The 16085-nt window shown below is 70.5% G+C and carries 18 protein-coding genes; 10 read left to right on the forward strand and 8 right to left on the reverse strand.

What is annotated here, in order from left to right; translation table 11 throughout:
* Positions 1-90: 90 nt before the first annotated feature.
* Positions 91-1500 (forward strand): MBL fold metallo-hydrolase, encoded by a 1410-nt coding sequence (locus tag G6R20_RS08635; protein WP_163376141.1) that lies wholly within the window; start codon positions 91-93, stop codon positions 1498-1500.
* Here G6R20_RS08635 and G6R20_RS08640 read toward each other — a convergent pair.
* Positions 1461-3266: an amidohydrolase family protein gene (locus G6R20_RS08640; protein WP_240341406.1), complete on the reverse strand. Its 1806-nt coding sequence runs from the start codon at positions 3264-3266 to the stop codon at positions 1461-1463. The genes G6R20_RS08635 and G6R20_RS08640 overlap by 40 nt on opposite strands.
* A gap of 215 nt (positions 3267-3481) precedes the next feature.
* Between G6R20_RS08640 and G6R20_RS08645 the strand changes: the two genes are divergently transcribed.
* The gene (locus G6R20_RS08645) at positions 3482-4873 is read left to right on the forward strand and encodes an MFS transporter (protein ID WP_163376142.1); all 1392 of its coding nucleotides are present in this window, start codon (positions 3482-3484) and stop codon (positions 4871-4873) included.
* 54 nt (positions 4874-4927) lie between these two features.
* Here the strand turns inward: G6R20_RS08645 and G6R20_RS19115 are convergent, their stop codons facing one another.
* From G6R20_RS19115 to G6R20_RS08660, 4 genes are all read right to left on the reverse strand, one after another.
* Complete coding sequence (locus G6R20_RS19115) at positions 4928-5161, reverse strand: hypothetical protein (RefSeq protein ID WP_346010034.1); 234 nt, start codon at positions 5159-5161, stop codon at positions 4928-4930.
* Positions 5158-5547: a DUF1707 domain-containing protein gene (locus tag G6R20_RS19120; RefSeq protein WP_346010035.1), complete on the reverse strand. Its 390-nt coding sequence runs from the start codon at positions 5545-5547 to the stop codon at positions 5158-5160. The genes G6R20_RS19115 and G6R20_RS19120 overlap by 4 nt, the downstream gene beginning before the upstream one ends.
* Before the next feature lie 107 nt (positions 5548-5654).
* Entirely contained in the window at positions 5655-5795 is a 141-nt protein-coding gene (locus G6R20_RS08655) for a hypothetical protein (protein WP_163376143.1), read from the reverse strand.
* Between the two features lie 36 nt (positions 5796-5831).
* On the reverse strand, positions 5832-5972 hold the full coding sequence (locus tag G6R20_RS08660; RefSeq protein WP_156523631.1) for a hypothetical protein: 141 nt from the start codon (positions 5970-5972) through the stop codon (positions 5832-5834).
* A 154-nt stretch (positions 5973-6126) separates the two neighbouring features.
* On the opposite strand from G6R20_RS08660, the gene G6R20_RS08665 reads away from it, so the two are divergent.
* From G6R20_RS08665 to G6R20_RS08675, 3 genes are all read left to right on the forward strand, one after another.
* The gene (locus tag G6R20_RS08665) at positions 6127-6627 is read left to right on the forward strand and encodes a carboxymuconolactone decarboxylase family protein (RefSeq protein WP_240341352.1); all 501 of its coding nucleotides are present in this window, start codon (positions 6127-6129) and stop codon (positions 6625-6627) included.
* A 44-nt stretch (positions 6628-6671) separates the two neighbouring features.
* Positions 6672-7571: a sigma-70 family RNA polymerase sigma factor gene (locus G6R20_RS08670; protein ID WP_240341353.1), complete on the forward strand. Its 900-nt coding sequence runs from the start codon at positions 6672-6674 to the stop codon at positions 7569-7571.
* Between the two features lie 69 nt (positions 7572-7640).
* Positions 7641-8528, forward strand: a complete 888-nt coding sequence (locus G6R20_RS08675) for an AraC family transcriptional regulator (RefSeq protein ID WP_240341354.1) — start codon at positions 7641-7643, stop codon at positions 8526-8528.
* A gap of 11 nt (positions 8529-8539) precedes the next feature.
* On the opposite strand, the gene G6R20_RS08680 is transcribed toward G6R20_RS08675, so the two are convergent.
* The gene (locus G6R20_RS08680; protein WP_163376145.1) at positions 8540-8887 is read right to left on the reverse strand and encodes a VOC family protein; all 348 of its coding nucleotides are present in this window, start codon (positions 8885-8887) and stop codon (positions 8540-8542) included.
* An 89-nt stretch (positions 8888-8976) separates the two neighbouring features.
* Between G6R20_RS08680 and G6R20_RS08685 the strand changes: the two genes are divergently transcribed.
* Positions 8977-10353: a potassium transporter TrkG gene (locus tag G6R20_RS08685; protein WP_163376146.1), complete on the forward strand. Its 1377-nt coding sequence runs from the start codon at positions 8977-8979 to the stop codon at positions 10351-10353.
* Positions 10346-11026 carry a TrkA family potassium uptake protein gene (locus G6R20_RS08690; protein WP_163376147.1) on the forward strand — a complete coding sequence of 227 codons (681 nt, stop codon included), beginning with the start codon at positions 10346-10348 and terminating at the stop codon, positions 11024-11026. Before G6R20_RS08685 ends, G6R20_RS08690 begins: the two co-directional genes overlap by 8 nt.
* Before the next feature lie 88 nt (positions 11027-11114).
* On the opposite strand, the gene thiE is transcribed toward G6R20_RS08690, so the two are convergent.
* Together thiE and thiM are read right to left on the reverse strand one after the other, a co-directional pair.
* A complete protein-coding gene (gene thiE, locus G6R20_RS08695; RefSeq protein WP_132062953.1) occupies positions 11115-11828 on the reverse strand; it encodes a thiamine phosphate synthase in 714 nt (237 codons plus the stop codon).
* Positions 11825-12727 (reverse strand): hydroxyethylthiazole kinase, encoded by a 903-nt coding sequence (gene thiM / locus G6R20_RS08700; protein ID WP_120285420.1) that lies wholly within the window; start codon positions 12725-12727, stop codon positions 11825-11827. Before thiM ends, thiE begins: the two co-directional genes overlap by 4 nt.
* A gap of 69 nt (positions 12728-12796) precedes the next feature.
* Between thiM and G6R20_RS08705 the strand changes: the two genes are divergently transcribed.
* From G6R20_RS08705 to G6R20_RS08715, 3 genes are all read left to right on the forward strand, one after another.
* Positions 12797-13825, forward strand: coding sequence for an LLM class flavin-dependent oxidoreductase (locus tag G6R20_RS08705; RefSeq protein ID WP_163376148.1), 1029 nt, complete (start codon positions 12797-12799; stop codon positions 13823-13825).
* Between the two features lie 92 nt (positions 13826-13917).
* Positions 13918-15120, forward strand: coding sequence for an acyl-CoA desaturase (locus G6R20_RS08710; RefSeq protein WP_163376149.1), 1203 nt, complete (start codon positions 13918-13920; stop codon positions 15118-15120).
* A 22-nt stretch (positions 15121-15142) separates the two neighbouring features.
* Complete coding sequence (locus G6R20_RS08715) at positions 15143-15967, forward strand: thioesterase family protein (RefSeq protein ID WP_163376150.1); 825 nt, start codon at positions 15143-15145, stop codon at positions 15965-15967.
* Positions 15968-16085 lie beyond the last annotated feature (118 nt).

Below are 16085 nucleotides of genomic sequence, written 5' to 3' on the forward strand. Positions count from 1 at the left end.
GAGCGCACGAACCGACCGGTGGCCTCATACCGGGGAGGGTTTTACGGTGGTTGATGTACCTGTTCCCCCAAGGAAAAAGGACGCAGCACAATGCTTTTCGAACGCATCTATGACTACGACCTGGCCCACGCCAGCTACTTCATCGGCTGCCAGAGCAGCAGCGAGGCGATCGTCGTGGACCCCAGTCGCGACCTGCGGGCCTACTTCGACATGGCCGATCAGCACGGCATGACCATCGTCAAGGTCACCGAGACCCACATCCACGCCGACTACCTGTCCGGCACCCGCGAACTGGCCGCCGCGACCGGCGCCACCGTCTACCTCTCCGACGAGGGCGGTGACGACTGGCGCTATGGGTTCGAGGGTGAGCGGCTCCGCGACGGCGACACCATCGAGCTCGGCAACGTCCAGCTCAAGGCCGTGCACACCCCCGGCCACACGCCCGAGCACTTGATGTTCCTCGTCACCGACGGCGCGTTCGCCGACGAGCCCGGCTACGCGCTGACCGGCGACTTCGTGTTCTGTGGTGACCTCGGCCGACCGGACCTGCTCGACGAGACCGCCGGCGGCAGCGAATCCGACGGCGAGGAGACGCGCTTCGAGAGCGCCAAGCAGCTGTTCGCCAGCCTGCGCGAGCGCTTCCTCACCCTGCCCGACCACGTCCAGGTGTTCCCGGCCCACGGCGCGGGCTCGGCCTGCGGCAAGTCCCTGGGGGCCTTGCCGTCCAGCTCGGTGGGTTACGAGCGGAAGTTCGCGTGGTGGCCCAAGTACGTGGAGAACGACGACGAGGAGGGCTTCATCTCCGAGCTCCTCGACGGCCAGCCCGACGCGCCGGCGTACTTCGGGCGGATGAAGCGCGAGAACCGGGACGGCCCCTCCGTGCTCGGCAATCCGTTGCCGGAGCTGCACGAGCTGCCAGCCCAGGAGGTGGCCTCCGGCATCGAATCCGGTGACCTCGTCGTCGTCGACCCCCGCCCCGCCGACGACGTCCACGGCGGCACCGTCGACCGCGCCATCAACCTCCCCGCCGGCCAGGCGGGCACCTACGCCGGCTGGGCGATCGACCCCGAGAAGGACGCCCGCGGCCTGGTCTTCCTCGCCGAGGACGCCGAGGAGGCCGACGAGCTGCGGCGCCACGTCATCCGGGTGGGAGTCGACACCACGCGCGGGTACGTCACCTCCACAGACGGACTGCCCACGTTCCGCCCGGAGACCGTGGACCCGAAGGACCTGGAGTCTCACGAGCACGCCATGGTGCTCGACGTCCGCGCCACCTCCGAGTACGAGGACGGACACGTCCCCGACGCCACCCAGCTGCACGGCGGCCAGGTGATGTGGGAGCGCGACGAACTGCCCGACTCCGGAAAGATCGTCACCTACTGCCAGTCCGGAACCCGCAGTTCGGTGGTCGCCAGCTCACTGCGCAGCGTCGGCTACGACGTCACTGAGCTAGAGGGCAGCTACTCCGCCTGGGAGGACGCCGGGATGCCCACGGAGTGACCGGCCGACCGTGGGGCCGCAGTCGGCCGTGGCCCCACGGCCTCGCCCGACGGTAGGAACCGGCCCGCCGCGAACTCCCGGCCGTAGCCCTCGGCGAACTGACCGTCGGACCACACCACGTGGCCGCCGATGATCGTCGCCGCGACCGCCCGGTCGTTGCGGTTGACCATCCGGCGGATCCCGCCGAACTCGTCCATGGCCTCCTCGTGGTACTCGAGGGACTCGCCGTCGAGCTCGGACGGATCGACCACCACCACATCGGCGCGCGCGCCCACCTGCAGGCGCCCGGCGTCGAGGCGGTAGAAGTCCGCTAGCTCGCCGGTGAGCTTGTACACGGCCTCCTCGGTGGTGAGGAACGGCGTGCCCTTGAGTTGTGCCTGGTGTACGCGCTCGAGCAGACGGATCCCGAAGTTGTAGAACGCCATGTTCCGCAGGTGCGCGCCGGCATCGGAGAAACCGATCGTCACGCCCGGGGTTCGCGCCAGCCGGTTGGCGACCTTCTCCCGCGCGTTGGCGATGGTGGTGGTCCACCGGAAGTCGGTGCCGTACTCCACCACCAGGTCGAGGTAGGCGTCCGCCGGGTGGAGCTTCCGGGCGCGCGCGACGTCGCCGACGGTCTGACCGACCAGTGACTCGTCGGGGCAGGCCACGATGAGCGCGTCGTCGAAGTCCCGGTGCCACACGCGCGGGCTGAACCGCTTCTCGAAGTCGCGGCGGAACCAGCGCCGGTAGCTTTCCTGCTCCAGCAGGTCGGTGCGGGCCATCTCGTCGACGAGGTGCAGTGCCTCGCGGCCGGAGCCGAACTCCTCGAACACCACCAGGTCGATCCCGTCGGCCCACACCTTGAACGTCGTGGGCAGGTGCTGCCACACGAACTTGCCCTTACCCACTGTGTTGGCGGCCCAGGCGATGGGCCGGAAGATGCGGTTGACCCACGGCTCGGCCAACGTGTCGGCGGCGGCCAGCAGGGAGACACGCAGGGGCTTGCGGAAGAGTCCGGTGCTCGTGGCGGCGTAGAAGGCCACGTCGACCTTGGTGTTGAGGTTGGGTACGCCCTGCAGGACCCGGTCACGGCGGCGCAGGAGCCGGCTGATCCGCCGGAACTCGCCCCACGAGGCGTGCGTGGAGGGCAGGGTCCGCGAGCGGTAGCGGTCACCGTCCATCTTGTCCCACGGATTGGTCATGGTGGACACGCCCAGGAAACCCTCGTCGAGAGCAGCGTTGATGCGGCGGTCGATCTTCCGCAACTCGTCGCGGCTGGGGGACTGCTTGGGGTCGGTCGCCCGGCCCAACCCCATCACCGAGGCGCGGACGTCGGAGTGGCCGAGGAACGACGCGACGTTGGGCCCCAGCGGCAGGTTCTCGACCGTGCGCCGCCAGTCCGCCGGGCCCGACCAGGTCTTCTTCTGCTCGAGCGCCGCCAGCACCGAGTCGCGGGGCAGGGCCTCGACGCGGCTGAACAGGTCGGCGACGTCGACGGCGCCCGAGTACACGCCCGAGATGGAGCAGTTGCCCACCAGGACGGTGGTCACCCCGTGCCGAACGGATTCGCCAAGGCCCGGGGAGACGAGCAGCTCGACGTCGTAGTGGGTGTGGGTGTCCACGAACCCGGGCGTCACCCACCTCCCCTCGGCCTCCACGACCCGCGTGCCGGGGGAGACGGGCAGCGGCGCAGGGCTGATCGCGGCCACGACGCCGGCCCGGATCCCGACGTCCGCGCGGACGCCCGGGGCGCCGGTGCCGTCGAAGACCGTGCCTCCGCGGATGACGACGTCGAAGTCCGTCCCGCCCGGGCTGGCGTTCTCGGCGCTCTCAGCGTTCTCAGCGCGATCGGCGCGATCGGCGTTCTCGGTGATGCTCACGAGGAGCTCCTCTTGTTGTGATGTGGAACACAGCTACCCGCAGGCTACTCGGACATTCGTCCACGTCCAGCCCAGGTTGGCACCAGGGTGTGTCGGGGGCGCCGAGTAGCGTTGCCGCCATGACGACCCGCACGGAGCGCCTGGACGGCCTGCCGTTCACCCGCAAGCACCGCAAGCTGCTGCTCGGCTCCGGCGTGGGCTGGGCACTCGACGCCATGGACGTCGGCCTCATCTCCTTCGTCATGGCCGCGCTGGCCGTCCACTGGTCGCTCTCGCCCACCGAACTGTCCTGGATCGGGTCCATCGGGTTCGTGGGGATGGCGATCGGCGCCGCGCTCGGCGGGCTGCTCGCCGACAGGATCGGCCGCCGCCAGGTCTTTGCCGCCACCCTGCTGATCTACGGCCTCGCCACCGGCGCGGCGGCGCTGTCGACCGGCATCGCCATGCTCATCGTGCTGCGCTTCATCGTCGGCCTCGGCCTGGGCGCCGAACTGCCGGTGGCGTCCACCCTGGTCAGCGAGTTCGCGCCGCGGCGGATCCGTGGCCGGGTGGTGGTGATCCTCGAGGGGTTCTGGGCCGTCGGCTGGATCTTGGCCGCCCTCATCGGCTACTTCGTGGTGCCGGTCGGCGACGACGGGTGGCGGTGGGCCCTGGCCATCGGGGTCATCCCGGCCGCGTACGCGCTGGTCGTGCGATTCGGACTGCCCGAATCGGTGCGCTACCTGGAATCGACGGGCCGCGTCGACGAGGCCGAGCGGATCGTCCGCGACTACGAGGCGTCCGCAGGGGTCGAGCCGCCGGCCGCGCCGTCCACGGCCGCGCCCGCTCATGCCGGCGCCGACGCGGCCGCGCCCGTCGCCGACGGCGTCGGACCCGCATCGCCCGCCGAGACCGCCGAGACCGCCGAGCCCGGCGAGCCCGGCGAGTCCATCTGGTCCGCGCGCCTGCGTAGGCGCACCGCCGCCCTGTGGATCGTGTGGTTCGGGATCAACTTCTCCTACTACGGCGCCTTCATCTGGCTGCCCAGCCTGCTCGTCTCGCAGGGCTTCGATCTGGTGAAGTCGTTCGGCTACACGCTCATCATCACCCTCGCCCAGCTGCCGGGGTACGCGGTGGCGGCGTGGCTCATCGAGATCTGGGGTCGGCGGGTCACGCTCGCGGTGTTCCTCACCGGTTCGGCGGTGGCGGCCGGACTGTTCGGCCTGGCGGACTCCCCGGCCACGATCATCGCCGCGGGCATGGCGCTGTCGTTCTTCAACCTCGGCGCGTGGGGCGCTCTGTACGCGATCGGCCCGGAGCTCTACCCCACCGCGACCCGCGGGTCCGGCACCGGCGCCGCGGCGGCGTTCGGGCGGATCGCCTCGATCATCGCGCCACTGCTCGTGCCGCTCCTGCTCGATCTGGGCGACACGGTCATGGTCTTCGGGGTCTTCGCCGCGGCCTTCGTCGTCGCCGCCCTCGCCGCCTTCACCCTCCCGGAGCGCAAGGGTTACGCACTCGAGGACACCTGACCGCAGACGCCTGGCGCCCGCACCACACGCCCCGCCCGCGCCCGGAGGGACGGATCAGCCCCGGTTCTCGCGCCCGTCACCCAGCTCGCGGATGCGGTCCTCCGCTGCGCGCAGCCGGTCTTCGCGCGCCTTCTGATCAGCCTTCTTGATCTTCTCGTAGGTCTTCTCGTCCGAATCGGTGAAGCGCAGGATCGCCCGCGGTGCGCCCAGCGTGACGATCATCGTCGGCCACACCATCCATGCGTACTGCCAGCCCACGATGAACTGCAGGACCAGGAACGCGATCATGGTGATGCCAAAGACGATCCCGTCGAGCGACTCGACCAGCTGCCGCGCTTACGGAGGTCGTCCAGGTCGGCGTCGGGGTCGCGGGTGGCGGGAGCCGAGGACTGCGTGGGAGATAAAGACGACGACGACGAGGCGGGCATCAGCTCGCCGCGCCCGGCGGCCGCCGACTGGACGATCATGCCGTCGACCGAGGTCAGGGGGGTGCCGCCGGGCAGATCGCGAAACGAGCCGTGCAACTGACCCAGCGTGCGGGCGGCAGCCACGTCGCCGGAGCGGGCGTGGAAGTCGGGATCGTCGAGTCGGCCGGACGCGTAGTGGTCCCCGAGCGCAGTGAGGGCGTGCAGCCGCTCGGCATCGGAGAGCAGGAGATCGTCCGGGTCGGTCATGGGCTCAGGGTAGAAGGGAACGACGCCGGGCGCGACAGGGGATCGTCCCGATCCGCACCATCGGGCTACTGCCCCGAACCCGCTCGACGCGGCGGGGCGGGGGCGCATCAGCTCCCGAGGTCGGCGATGTCCCAGGCCCACATGGTCAGAGACGTGATCGTCTCGACCGGGGCGTTCATCCGGGACAGCCCGTCGACGAGGTTCATCACGGCCGTGGAGATCGGGCCGAGGAAAGCAGGGTGTGGCATGACGATGCTCCTGACGTGAGCGAGTCGGGTCCGGGGTTACAGGCCGAGACCGAGTTCCATGACGCCGATGGCCATGTCGTACAACACATGGGCGAGCGGCTCCGCGGGGGTGTCGACGAGGAAGTCGATCGGAGCCATGAGCGAGCCGGAGACAGGGCCGAGAACTGAGGGATCCATGGGGGCCTCTCGTGCGGGTAGGGGGAAGCGGAGCGTATAGACGACAACCGCCTTACGGTCCACCACACCACAGATTTCGAAGGAAACTATTACATTCGCATCACACTTCCCACCGTGTCTGTCACATCGGGCCGGCCTCGTGCGTCGAAGAGACATGAGCACACCACGACGCAGTACCGAACAGCGCAAACAGGTCAGCGCGGGCGCGATGGCACCCATGCTGGCACTCGAGGCCTACTCGCGGGCGCGGGTCTCCCGTGAGGACAGCCACCTCATCCGGCTCCGAGTCTCCGCGGTGAACGGCTGCCGCTACTGCCTGGCCATGCACCGACGCGATGCCCGCAAGGACGGCTGGAGCCAGGCCCGGATCGCGGTCTCCGAGAACTGGCACGCCCACGCCGACGAACTGTCCCCGGCCGAGCGGGCGGTCCTGGCGTTCGCGGACGCCGTCACCCACATCGACGGCGAGGACTCCGTGCCCGACGAGCTGTGGGACGAGGTGGTCCGCCACCGGGGCGAAGGTGGGGCTGGACAGCTGGTCATGGAGATCGTCACGATCAACGCATGGAACCGGATAGCGATCGCCACCCGCAAGGACCCGGCGACGCTGCGCGGACTCGTCCCGAGCGACCTGGAACCGGCGACCCGGCGATGACCGTGGCCCCACCCGCGACCCCCGTGGCCGATGGGGCGGCGCCGGTGGCTGACCGTGCCGCGGCCAGCACGGCCGGCACCGTGCTGCCGGACCGCGCCGCGCTGGAGCGGGTGCGGGGCCGACTGCTCGGGGTGGGCTACCGCATCACCGGGACCTGGGCCGACGCCGAGGACGCCGCCGACGAGGCGCTGGCGCGGTGGGTGGCGCTCGATCCGTCGTCCGCGCCCCGGAATGTCGACGCATGGCTGACCACCGTGGCGACGCGGCTGTGTCTGGACCGGCTGCGCAGGCGCAAGCGGGAGGACTACGTGGGCGAGTGGCTGCCCGAGCCCGTCGACACCGCCCTGCTGCCGGCGGACCGGGCCGAGCGTCGCGACGATCTGCGGATAGCCGTGCTGCTGGCCTACGAACAGCTGGGCCCGGATGAGCGTGCGGCGTTCGTCCTTCGTGAGGCGTACGACCTGCCCTACGCCGAGATCGCCGACACCCTGGGCGCGGCCGTGGCCACCGTCCGCCAGTGGGTGAGCCGGGCCCGGCACCGCCTGGCGTCCGACCTCCGTCCACCCGAACCCGCCCCGGACGCGGTGATCTCGACCCTGGTCGAGGCCGTCCTGGCCGGCGATCTCCCGCAGACGATCGCCGCCCTCACCACGGACGCCCGCGTGATCTCGGACGGCGGAGGCAAGGTCAACGCCGCCCGGCGTGACATCGTGGGGGCCCGCAAGTGCGCCTACTTCCTCATCAAGGCCACGGAACTCTCGGGCGGGATGATCGCGCCCGTCGAGGTCAACGGCGAATTCGCACTGGCGATTCTCGCCCGCGGGGTCCTGCGGGTGGCGCAGGTCGGCGTGGTCGACGGCCAGATCTCACGCCTCTACTTCCACAGCAACCCGGACAAGCTCACCCGGCTCGCACTACCCGCGGGGTTCGCGTCGGCCGGATGATCCGACCCGACAACCACGGTCCCGGAAAGTCGGGCGGCTGCGCGTGACCGTCGAGGACAGTGGTGTCTCGTGGAGGGAGGTACCGTGATCGAGATCCTCAACCGGCTCGTGGACCAGATCGAGTGCAACCTGTCCGGGGAGATCGACGTCGGCGCCGTCGCCGCGTCGGGCGGTACGACGGACTATCACCTGCGACGCATGTTCTCGTCCCTGGCGGGGATGCCGGTGTCGGACTACGTTCGTCGTCGTCGCATGACCGTCGCGGCCGCGGACGTGGTCGGTGACGAGGACCTGCTCACGATCGCCGTGCGCTACGGCTACGGCTCGACCGAGGCGTTCGGCCGGGCCTTCCGCGCCGTGCACGGAGTGAGTCACGGCGACGCCCGTCGCGGCGGTGGCCCCCTACGCAGCCAGCCCGTACTCAGGTTCCGCCTGACCGTCGAAGGGAGCCGTCCCATGGACGCCCGCATCCTCGAACGCCCCGCATTCCGTCTGATCGGCCACGCTGCTCGTGTTCCACTGATCCACGAGGGGGCGAACCCGCGCATCCGGGACCACGTCGCCTCGATCCCCGCGGCCGAACACGAGCGCCTCAAGGCCCTGTCCGAGACCGACCCGGCAGGGATCCTGCAGGTCAGTGCCGACGTCGACCCGGACTACTCGGAGGGTAGCGAACTGACGTACCTGCACGGGGTCGCGGTGGACGCCGACTCCGCGGTCCCGGACGACCTCGATGTACTGGACCAGCCGGCCGGCACCTGGGCGGTCTTCCGGTCGTCGGGTGCGCACCCGTCGGCGCTGCAGGAGATGTGGGCGGCGACCGCCACCGACTGGTTCCCCTCCAACCCGTGGCGGCTGCGGCCCGGCCCGTCGATCCTGGCGATCCTTGACCACTCCGCGGACTTGACCACGGCGACCTGCGACCTCTGGCTGCCCGTCGAACGGGACGGGCGGTGAAGAGGGGCCGATCAGGCCGGCACCCACATCGCCATCTCGCTCCCGCCGGGCTCACGGAAATGGAAGCGGCGGCCACCGGGGAAGTCGAACGGCCCGAACGTCACCACGCCGCCGGCGGCCTCGACCTGCTCGCGGGCCTCGTCGAGGTCCGGCACGCGGATCACCATGAGCGGGGCGGGGGACTGCTCGTCGTCGTCCCCCTGCACGCCCACGTCGATGCCCCCGCCGGCCAAGCAGGTGTACGACCCCCCGTACACGGTGGGCTCCCAACCGCAGACCGTCGCGAGGAACTCGCTCGTGGCAGACATCGACGTGCTGGGGAACTCGACCAGCGTGATTTCGAGAGGGATCCGTGGCATACCGCCGACGTTACGAGTGTTGACGCCGTTCAGTAATGACTTCCCGCACCAACTGTGGCCGACGCGGCGGCCGGGATTACTCTCTCGGCATGGTCTCGACGATTCCGGGGGTCCTGTCCTCGGGCGCGAAGGTAGCCCGGGCCTTCACCTATAGTTCCCCGGCCCGCTCGGCGCTGCTGGCTTTCGCCGCGGCGATCGTGGTCTTCACGGTGCTGCTGCTGATGCCCTGGGCCACCGCCTCAGGGGACCGGGCACATCTGCACGACGCGGTGTTCACCGCCACCTCCGCCGTGTCGGTGACCGGCCTGACCACAGTGGACACCGCGACCCACTGGTCCACGGCCGGGCAGGTGGTGATCCTCGCGGGCATCCAGCTCGGTGGCCTGGGGATCGTCACGATCTCCTCCCTGTTGGCGCTCTCGGTGACCCGGCAGTTCGGGGTGCGTACCCGGCTGCTCGCCCAGACGGGCGTGTCGGCGGGTGGACTGGGCGAGGTCCGATCGCTGATCAAGACCATCGTCGTCTCGTCCGCCCTGGTGGAACTCGTCATCGCGCTCATCCTCGCGCCCCGGTTCATCGCCCATCAGGGCACGTTCGGGGACGGGCTGTGGCGCGCGGTGTTCTACGCGGTGTCGGCGTTCAACAACGCCGGGTTCGTCCTCCACCCCGACGGCCTGGCTTCGGTGGCCGACGACCCGGTCGTGTTCTGGGCGCTGATCTGCGCCGTGTTCCTGGGCAGTCTGGGCTTCCCCGTCCTGTTGGTGCTGTGGAAGCACCAGTGGCACCTGGGACGCTGGAACCTCCACACCCGCCTCACGGTCGAGGTCAGCGTGCTGCTCATGCTCGTCGGGGCCCTCGGGTTCGCCGCGCTCGAGTGGAGCAACGGGGCCACCCTCGGTGGCGAGGGCGTGGTCGACAAACTGCAGCACTCGGTGTTCGCCTCGGTGATGATGCGCTCCGGGGGTTTCGCCATCATCGACCCCGTCGACACGACGGCGTCGACCATGCTCATCACCGACGCCCTGATGTTCGTGGGGGGCGGTTCGGTCTCGACCGCCGGCGGCGTTAAGGTCACCACCCTGGCCGTCATCTTCCTGGCCTTCCTCGCCGAGGCCCGGGGCCGGGAGGACGCCACGGCACACGGGCGCGCGCTGCCCACCTCGTCGATCCGGGTCGCGGTGTCCGTGGCCGGGATGGGGCTCACGCTGGTCGCCGGATCCGCCCTGGCCCTGATGATCCTCACCGGTGAGGACCTCGGACGCCCCCTGTTCGAGTCCATCTCCGCCTTCGCCACCTGCGGGTTGAGTTCAGGTCTCAGCGCCGAACTCGAGCCGGCGGGGGTGTACCTTCTGTCCGGGCTGATGTTCGCCGGACGAGTCGGCATCATCACCTTCGCCACCGCGCTGACCATGCGAGCAAAGCGGACCAGGTATCGCCTACCCACAGAGAGGCCGATCATTGGCTGATCGCACCCGCCGCCAGTCCCCAGTCCTCATCATCGGCCTGGGCCGGTTCGGCGTCTCCCTCGCCACCCAACTCGTCGGCCAGGGCCGGGAGGTCCTCGCGGTCGAACGCGACCACGGACTCGTCCAGAGGTACGCCGACTCCCTGACCCACGTGGTGGAAGCCGACGCCACCGACCTCGAGGCACTCCAACAGCTCGGGGCCCAGGACTTCTCCACCGCCGTCGTCGGCGTGGGCACCTCGATCGAGTCGTCCGTGCTGGTCGCGGTGAACCTCGTCGACCTGGGGATCGAGCAGGTCTGGGCCAAGGCGATCAACCAGGCCCACGGCAAGATCCTCACTCGCATCGGATGCGACCACGTGGTGTTCCCCGAGCACGACGCCGGCGTCCGCGTGGCCCACCTGGTGGCCAACCAGATGATGGACTTCATCGAGTTCGACGAGGACTTCGCCATCGTCAAGATGCGGCCACCACGGGACGTCATCGGCAAGTCGATCGACTACTGCCACCCGCGCAAGCGTCACAAGGTCAACATCGTCGGCATCAAGGCCCCGGGCAGCCCGTTCCAGTACGCCCAGCCGGAGACCATCATCGGCGCGGACGACGTCGTCATCGTGTCCGGCCACGTCCGCGACCTGGAGCGGTTCGCCGACTTCTCCGAGCGCAAGAGATAACCAGCGCCACGCGCCCGGAGGGCCGGGTCGGACCTGCGCCCAGGACCTGCACGCGCGCCCGGGCCCGGTCCCTGCACCCGTGCTCGGATCAGCGGCGTGCGGCGTCCCAGCGGGCGAGCAGGTCGGCGGCCGCGGCCCGCGGGTCGGGGGCGGCCATGATCGACGAGACCACGCAGACCCCGTCCAGCTCGGTGGCGGCCAACCGCGCGACGGTCAGGGGCGTGACCCCGCCGATGCCCACCGCGCGGATGCCCGCGTCGGTCCCGCCGGTGACGCCCCCGGCTCGACGGTACGAGTGCGCGGCCCGGGCCAACCGGTCCGCACCCTCGGGACCGAGCGCCTCGGCGGTGTCGGTCTTGGTGGCCGTCGACCACACCGGGCTCACCCCGATCACGTCCGGTGCCGGTCCCGGCCCCGTCATCGCCGCGGCCAACTGCGCGTCCGACTCGATCGACAACCCGAGCATCAGCCCGTCCGGCAGCGCCGCGCGGGCCGCCGCGAACGGCACGTCCCGCTGGCCGATGTGCAGGTGCAGTCCCAGCTCCCGCGCGACGTCGAGACGATCGTTGACGAACACCGGCACGTCACGGCCCGTCTCGGTGCACGCCCTCGCGACGGACTCAGCGACGGCGGCGGCGTGTGTGGCGAACTCGTCGTCGTCGCACTCCTTGTCCCGCACCTGGACCACACCCACCCCGCCCAGCACCGCCTCGTGGACGATCCCCGGCACCGCGTCGCGCCCGCCGCCCAGGTGGGGGTCGGTGACCAGGTAGAGCCGCCAGTCGACGCCGGCGCCGCTCACGCCTCCGACACCGTGACCAGGCCCGCGATCTCCTCCGGGGTCAGCGTGTACAGGGCGTCGAGCCACGCCACGGCGAAGCTGCCCGGGCCCGCCGCGGTGCGCGCGGCGACCGTCCCCGCCGCGCCGGCGTGGGCGTGCGCGGCGACCACCGCGTCGTGGTCCGCGATCCCGGCCGACCGCGCCGCCCCGAGATAGGCCGCCGTGAGCGCCCCGAGGGCGCAGCCGGTGCCGATGACCTTCTGCAGCAGCGGGTGACCCGACTCGACCCACGTGGTGCGGGTGGGAGGCGCGGCCTCGCCGAGATGCGGGGGGCGCTGGGTGACGACGAGGTCCCGCGGCCCCGTCACGGCGACCACCGCCCCCGACCGGGCCGAGAGGTCCCGGGCAGCGGACTCGGCGGCGAGGACATCCTCCGTGGAATCCACGCCCCGGCCGCCCGCTCCCGTGCCGGCGAGCGCGATGGTCTCCGACGCGTTCGCCCGGATCGCGGCGGGCCCGGCCTCGAGCCAGTCGGTGGCCAGCCCCGTCCGCAGGACCAGACCGCCGACCGCCACCGGGTCCAGCACCCACGGGGTGCCGGCGGCGCGGGCGGAGGCGATCGCGGCGTGCATGCCCTCGACCTGCTCGGCCGTCGGGTTGCCCACGTTGATGAGCACGCCGGAGGCGATGGCGGCGAAATCGGAGGCCTCGTCGGGGTGGTCGACCATCGCGGGCGCCGCCCCGGCGGCGAGCAGCACGTCCGCGGTGATCTGCCGGACCACCGAGTTGGTCAGGCAGTGCACGAGCGGGCCGGTCTCGCGCATGACGGTCACGAGGCGGGCGAGGTCGACGGGACGGCCGGCGGGGCTGTCGGGGCTGTCGGTGGGGCGGTCAGCGGGGCGGTCAGCAGCGGGGGACATGCCCCCAGTCTGCCGCCCCCGCCCGGTCGCTACAGGAATAGCCTGCCGGGGGCCCGGGTTGCACGGGGCATGACCTCCCCCGAGACCAGCTCCCCCCAGTCCAGTGCCGCCCTGCCTCTGTCCGTCATCGACTTCGCGACCGTCCGCCCCGGCCAGAGCATCGGGGAGGGACTGCAGGATTCGGTGGCGCTGGCGCAGAAGGCGGAGGAACTGGGCTACGAGCGGGTCTGGTACTCCGAGCACCACAACATGCCGTCCATCGCCTCCTCGGCGCCGGCGGTACTCATGGCGCACATCGCCGCGCAAACGGAGCGGATCCGGCTCGGCTCCGGCGGCGTGATGCTGCCCAACCACTCGCCGATCGTGATCGCCGAGCAGTTCGGCACCCTCGCCGAGCTACACCCCGGACGCATCGACCTCGGCCTGGGGCGCGCCCCCGGCACCGACCCGCAGACCCTGCGTGCGCTGCGCCGCGAACCGTCGGCGGCGGAGAACTTCCCCGACGACGTCCGCGAACTGCAGGCGTTCCTCGGCGACTCGCCCTCCGACTTCGCCCGCACGCGCGGGATCGCTGCCATCCCCGGGCGGGGCACCAAGGTGCCGCTGTACATCCTCGGTTCGTCCCTGTTCGGCGCGCAGCTCGCCGCCGCCTACGGGCTGCCGTACGCGTTCGCCTCGCACTTCGCGCCCGACGCCCTCGAACAGGCCTCGCAGGTCTACCGCGAGCGCTTCCAGCCCAGTGAGCAGCTGTCCGAGCCGTACATGATCGCCGCCGTCAACGTGGTGGCCGACGACGACACCGAGCGGGCCGAACGCGAACTGCAGTGGTACCGCCGCCAGCGGGTCAAGCTCATGGCCGGCCGCGGACGCGAGTTCTCCGACGAGGAACTCGACATGATCATGGAGTCCGCCGGCGGTCGCCAGATCCTGCACATGATCCACTACACGGCGGTCGGCGACGGGCCGGCGGTGCGCGAATACCTCACCGACTTCGCGCGCACGGCGGGGGCCGACGAACTCATGATCGCGCCGGTGGGGTCGACGGTCGAGCGGGTCCACGGCTCCCTGGAAGTGTTGCGGCGCGCCTGGAGTGACTGACGTGGTCGGATCGGGTGCCCTTGATCACGAAAGCAGGGCTGCCGGACCCGCAGCCGTAGCCGCGGGCACCCGAACCGGCCTATCCTGGATGTATGGCGATCTCCGATGTCGGCGAATACGCCCACCTCAGCTCCGACCAGATAGAGGAGCTCGGGCGGGAGCTCGACGCTGTCCGCGCCGAGGTCATCGCCTCCCGCGGTGAGCGCGACTACCGCTACATCCACAGCATCATCAAACTCCAGCGAGGCCTGGAGTTCGGTGCCCGCGCGCTGCTGTACCTCGGCGCCCGCAACCGCACCGTGTGGGCCCTCGGGACCGGCACACTCGCCGTGGCCAAGATCCTCGAGAACATGGAACTCGGCCACAACATCATGCACGGCCAGTGGGACTGGATGAACGATCCGGAGATCCACTCGACCAACTGGGAGTGGGACCTCGTCGGCAGCTCCGCCGACTGGAAGCACACCCACAACTACCTGCATCACAAGTACACCAACATCGTCGGCATCGATGACGACGTCGGGTTCGGTGTCCTGCGCGTGACCCGGGACATCCCCTGGGAGCCCCGGTTCGCCGGGAACATCCTCGTCAACGCCGTCCTCATGCTCGGCTTCGAGTGGGGCATCGGCCTGCAGGCGGTCGACACGGCCGACGCGTTCGACCGCGACGCGTCCCCGGCCGACCGCCGCCGGGCCCGCGCGTTCCTGCGCAAGGCCGGCCAGCAGATCCTCAAGGACTACATCCTGTTCCCGGTGCTCGCCGGACCGAGCGGCCGCCAGGCCCTCACCGCCACGATCACGGCCAACATCATCCGCAACATCTGGACCAACGCCGTGATCTTCTGCGGGCACTTCCCCGACGGCGCCGAGAAGTTCACCCTGTCGGACATCGAGACCGAGACGCAGGCGGAGTGGTACCTGCGGCAGATGCTCGGCAGCGCCAACCTCGACGGCGGCCCGGCGATGAACCTCATGTCCGGCAACCTGTCGTTCCAGATCGAGCACCACATGTTCCCGGACCTGCCGTCCAACCGGTACTCGGAGATCTCGCTCAAGGTCCGCGAACTGTGCGAGCGATACGACCTGCCGTACGTCAGCGGGCCGCTCTGGAAGCAGTACCTGCAGTCGTGGCGCACCATCGCGAGGCTGTCCCTGCCGGACCGTTTCCTCCGCCGCACCGCCGACAACGCCCCGGAGACCCGCAGCGAGAAGATGTTCGCCCTCGGGCCGCGCATGCCCGGCCTGGCCACCGCGCTGGACGGGGTCCGGAAGGGACGCGCCCACCAGAGCCGCTGACCCCCGGTGACAGAATGACCGCATGTCGCTGACGAACATGTTGGAGGCCGCTGCGCGCGGCGGGACCGTCGAGGTCGAGCAGGGTTGGACGCAGGGCAGGGCGATCTTCGGGGGCCTGACCGGCGCCCTGCTGCTGGCCGCGATGAAGGGGTGCCTGCGTAGTCGGGACACCGGAGACGGCTCGGCCCCCGTCGTCCACCCACTGCGGTCGATCACCGTGTCGTTCATCGGCCCCGCGACGACCGGCCCCGTCGAGGTCGACGCCGAGATCCTGCGCGTGGGCTCCAACGTCGTCCAGTGCCAGGCGACCGTTCGGCAGGAGGGCGCGATCGTCGCGACCGCGCTGGCCGCGTTCGGCAAGCACCGGCAGTCGTCGATCTCGGTCGCGCCCGCCCATCCGATGCCGGCGCTGGGCGATCCGACGGCGATCGAGGCGTTCCCCTACATCGAGAGGCTGACTCCGGAGTTCTACCAGTTCGTCGAGCTGCGGCAGGTCGGCGGCCAGTTGCCGTTCTCCGGTTCCGAGACGGCCGACCTGTCCGGGTGGGCGTCACTGCGCGAGGCGCCGGAGCGGTTCGAGGAGGAGCACCTGGTGGTGTTGGCCGACGCGTGGCCGCCGGCTCCCATCCAGATGCTCGACGGGTTCGCGCCCGGCAGCAGCCTGACGTGGACGCTGGAGCTGATCGCCGAGGTGGGCCCGGAGGCGTTCCCGGCCGAGTCGATCCTCGGCTACGCCGCCGCCACCGATGCCGCCCGTGACGGATACGCGCACACGCACGCGATGCTGTGGCGGCCGGACGGCGAGCTGGTGGCGATCAGCCGGCAGACGATCACAGTCTTCGGCTGACCGGCGCCCCAACGCAAAAATCCGCTATTCGAAATCCGGATCGGCTAGTCCGATTGGAGTAGCCGATCCGGATTCCGAGTAGCGGATTTCCGGGAGGGGAGGGGAGGGGAGGGCGGCT

The sequence above is a fragment of the Dietzia sp. Alg238-R159 genome (assembly GCF_900537145.1).
Taxonomy (GTDB): domain Bacteria; phylum Actinomycetota; class Actinomycetes; order Mycobacteriales; family Mycobacteriaceae; genus Dietzia; species Dietzia kunjamensis.